Raw genomic sequence first — 933 nt, forward strand, 5'->3', positions numbered from 1 at the left:
CATAATACTTCCCTCATCTCCCACCGTTTCCATAATCGCCTCTATAACAGTCTGTGCCCCTCCACATACATAGCCAAGCTTACTGAGAGAAGCATGTACCATCACATTATCAGCTCTTGTCAGTCTGATTTCAGTAAGTGCCTTTACTATTTCCTCTTTAGTAACAGGCCAGTTATCGGGCTCCGTATCTTCAATGACCTTAACATTTGTCTCTTTTATTTCAGCTAAATATTCCTCTGTATCAAGGCTTATTTTCCCATCTTCAGACACAATTGCCGGAATACCTATATATCCTTTTTCCTTGCAAATATCAAAAACCGGTGAATTATCCCTAAGCTTTAAAAACTCCTTAAATAGTTTCAGGTCACTGTTAATATCAATAAACTCATACTTTATTCCCTCTTTATCAAAGGCCTCTTTGCAGTAAATGCAGTCAGGGCACATCGAGCTTCCATAAATCTTTAATATATTTCCTCCATATTATCCACAGACTTTGTTTTTTACACTCCTTTAATATTTAAACCATGTACAATGCTTTGCATTTTCCCATAGCTACCCCAGCAAATCCCCCCTGTACTTCCCGTTTTTTATCTTAAAAAAGAATTCACTGTATCTGTCGGAGTCAAAAATCTCAAGAAGCTCTCTCATATTCCAAATCAGATTTGCCTCATTTATATGTGAGCGGTCAAGCCAAAATACCTTCCCCTCTTTAGAGGATTTAAACTCTCCGGTAAACTTATCCGTTTTATATAAAAGCACCAGATATCTTATGCCGTCCTCCATTATCCAGCCTTTAAAGCCGCAGGGTATGGGATTTTCAATTAAAAGTCCGGTCTCCTCTCTCATTTCTCTTATAACCGCCTCTGTCAGAGATTCTCCCTCCTCCACATGCCCTCAGGGATACCTTGTACCCACCTTCTCCTGCACCAGTAT

2 protein-coding genes are annotated in these 933 nt (G+C 39.4%); both read right to left on the minus strand.

Features of this window, described 5'->3' with window-relative positions:
• Window positions 1-468, minus strand: a 468-nt coding sequence (locus HMPREF0381_RS16110; RefSeq protein WP_207635203.1) for an AAC(3) family N-acetyltransferase, incomplete at its 3' end; no start/stop codon positions are given.
• An 84-nt stretch (window positions 469-552) separates the two neighbouring features.
• The gene (locus tag HMPREF0381_RS16115) at window positions 553-888 is read right to left on the minus strand and encodes an 8-oxo-dGTP diphosphatase (RefSeq protein WP_008752610.1); all 336 of its coding nucleotides are present in this window, start codon (window positions 886-888) and stop codon (window positions 553-555) included.
• Window positions 889-933: the final 45 nt, after the last annotated feature.

The organism is Lachnoanaerobaculum saburreum DSM 3986, assembly GCF_000185385.1.
Lineage (GTDB): Bacteria > Bacillota > Clostridia > Lachnospirales > Lachnospiraceae > Lachnoanaerobaculum > Lachnoanaerobaculum saburreum.